This window comes from Herbaspirillum lusitanum P6-12 (assembly GCF_000256565.1).
In the GTDB taxonomy this organism is placed as follows: domain Bacteria; phylum Pseudomonadota; class Gammaproteobacteria; order Burkholderiales; family Burkholderiaceae_D; genus Herbaspirillum; species Herbaspirillum lusitanum.
In genome coordinates this window covers 1-2,157 of sequence record NZ_AJHH01000194.1, presented here as the reverse complement: position 1 = coordinate 2,157, position 2,157 = coordinate 1, and the positions used below count along the sequence as shown (strand labels likewise).

General features: G+C 62.6%; 2 protein-coding genes and 1 pseudogene. 1 reads left to right on the top strand and 2 read right to left on the bottom strand.

Going from position 1 to position 2,157, the window contains the following annotated elements; translation table 11 throughout:
• Window positions 1–171 precede the first annotated feature (171 nt).
• On the bottom strand, window positions 172–909 hold the full coding sequence (hutG, locus tag HLUSI_RS27325; RefSeq protein ID WP_238533934.1) for a formimidoylglutamase: 738 nt from the start codon (window positions 907–909) through the stop codon (window positions 172–174).
• 362 nt (window positions 910–1,271) lie between these two features.
• A pseudogene (locus tag HLUSI_RS34770) lies at window positions 1,272–1,502 on the bottom strand (winged helix-turn-helix transcriptional regulator); the annotation flags it as partial.
• A gap of 115 nt (window positions 1,503–1,617) precedes the next feature.
• On the opposite strand from HLUSI_RS34770, the gene HLUSI_RS0106575 reads away from it, so the two are divergent.
• Entirely contained in the window at window positions 1,618–2,085 is a 468-nt protein-coding gene (locus HLUSI_RS0106575) for a MaoC family dehydratase (protein ID WP_016833231.1), read from the top strand.
• Window positions 2,086–2,157: the final 72 nt, after the last annotated feature.

Here is a 2,157-nt window from a genome sequence, read left to right as displayed (position 1 = left end):
CTTACGTCGGTTGACAGAAACCGCTGGATCTCGCACGTCATGCCGCCGCCGTTTTTCCAGCGCATCAGGCGTTGTTGCGATTGCGGGATCAGGACGGACATGGATAAGGCCGGTTGGAAAGTAGAAGGCAGTGAAGTCGCTGCGGCCGCAAGGCGCGCAGCACACTCTATTCTATGCCGGTTGCAGGATCAGGTGCGCCAGACGCGCGGCGACCTTGGCGGTCATGCCGTCGCGGTCGTAGACCGGATTGCATTCGGCGATGTCGGCGGCGATCAGTTTGCCGCTGGCGCGAATGGAGGAAACCAGCTTTTCGACTTTCTCCAGCGCCATCCCGAAGGCGGCCGGGGCCGAGACGCCGGGCGCCTTTTCCCCGGGCAAGACGTCGAGGTCGATGGTCAGGTAGACGTCGGTGACGTCTTCCAGGCGCAGGCGCAATTGCGCGTCGAGTTCTGCCAGGCTGCGGGTGGCGACGTCGGTGTCGCTGACGTATTCCACGCCCAGTTGCTGCGCGCGCGTGAACAGCGCCGGCGTGTTGCCGAGCTGGCTGATGCCGAAGCACAGGTAGTGGAAACCGACGTCGGCCCATTCGCACCATTCGGCGATCTGCTTGAACGGCGTGCCCGAGGTCGAGCGTTCGGCTTCGCGCAGGTCGAAGTGCGCGTCGAAGTTGACGATCAGCAGCTTGCGCTGCGACATCGAGCGGCCGAGGTGGCGCATGATGCCGAGGAAGCTGCCGTACGCCACTTCATGGCCGCCGCCCAGCACCAGCGGGAATACGCCTTGCGCCATGACGTCGGCGATCTTGCCGGCCAGTCGTTGCTGCGCCTGTTCAAGGTTGCCGTCGTGGCAGTCGATGTTGCCGGCGTCGGCCAGTTGCGTGATGCGATGCGCCGGCAGGTTCGCCAGCATGCGGCGGATCGCGTCCGGACCTTGCGCGGCGCCTTGGCCGGCTTGGCTGACTTGGCTGACTTGACCGACTTGCTCTCAGCAAGCATCGCAGACGGACTCGCTGCCGCATCGTTGGCGGCGGCTTCGGCAGCGCGCTCGCGGGCAAAGTTGATGCGCGCCTTCATGCCTTCATTGGCCTGTGGCCCCGGCGCGAACACGAAATCGGGTGAATTCAGGCGCTTGCCGCTCTTGCCGTCGATCATTACCGGCTCGGCTTCCTCGCCCGTAGTCGCATCGACCAGCAGTACGCTCGGGCCTTCCGGCGCAAAATGCTTGTTGCCCCAGGTGTTGAGCGCGACCAGAATGGAACGGAAATCGCGTCCCAGGTCGGTCAGGATGTATTCGTGGCGCGGCGGTCGTTCGCTGTATTGGCGGCGCTCCAGCAGGCCGGACTCGACCAGCGAGTTGAGCCGGCGCGTGAGCATGTTCGGTGCGATGTCCAGGCTCTTCTGGAACTGGTCGAAGCGGGTCAGGCCGTGCAGCGCGTCGCGCAGGATCAGGATGCTCCACCACTCGCCCACGCGCTCCAACGTACGGGCTACCGGGCATTGCATGTTGCCAAAGCTTTTACGTTCCATGGACAAGTCCCATATAGCTGACTATCATTCGGATGAACAACTAACTATCATTTTGCAATCTACATTATAAAACAAGTCAAGGGAGACCGCCATGTCCGTCAATTTGCTCTATCTGGAAGACTTCATCCCCGGCCAGAAATTCAGCCACGCCGACGATGAGGAGTTGAGCGCCGACGCCATCAAGGCGTTCGCTACGCGCTACGATCCGCAGCCTTTCCATCTGGACGAGGCCGCCGCCGCGCAGAGCTTTTTCGGCGGACTGGCCGCGAGCGGCTGGCATACCGCAGCGCTGACCATGCGCTTGCTGGTGAAAACCCTGCCGATCCACGGTGGCATCATCGGCGCCGGCTTTGAGGAATTCCGCTGGCCGCGCCCGACACGTCCGGGTGACCGCTTGCACATCGAGGTGGAAGTGCTGGAGCTGAAGTTCTCGCAATCGAAGCCGCACCAGGGCTTTCTCAAGCACCGCGTCACCACCTTCAACCAGGACAACCAGCCGGTGTTGGTCATGACCGGCAATCTGCTGGCGCCGCGTCGTCCGCAAGCGGACAACGGCTGACAAAACCCCGCTGGCGGCATTTTGTCAGCCCTTATCAGTTATCGAAGATGAACTGCGTGGCCTTGTCGGCTA

Bases quoted from the DNA above. Each gene is read 5' to 3' on its own strand.
- hutG (WP_238533934.1), bottom strand. From the start codon at position 909: ATGCTGGCGAACCTGCCGGCGCATCGCATCACGCAACTGGCCGACGCC.
- HLUSI_RS0106575 (WP_016833231.1), top strand. From the start codon at position 1,618: ATGTCCGTCAATTTGCTCTATCTGGAAGACTTCATCCCCGGCCAGAAA.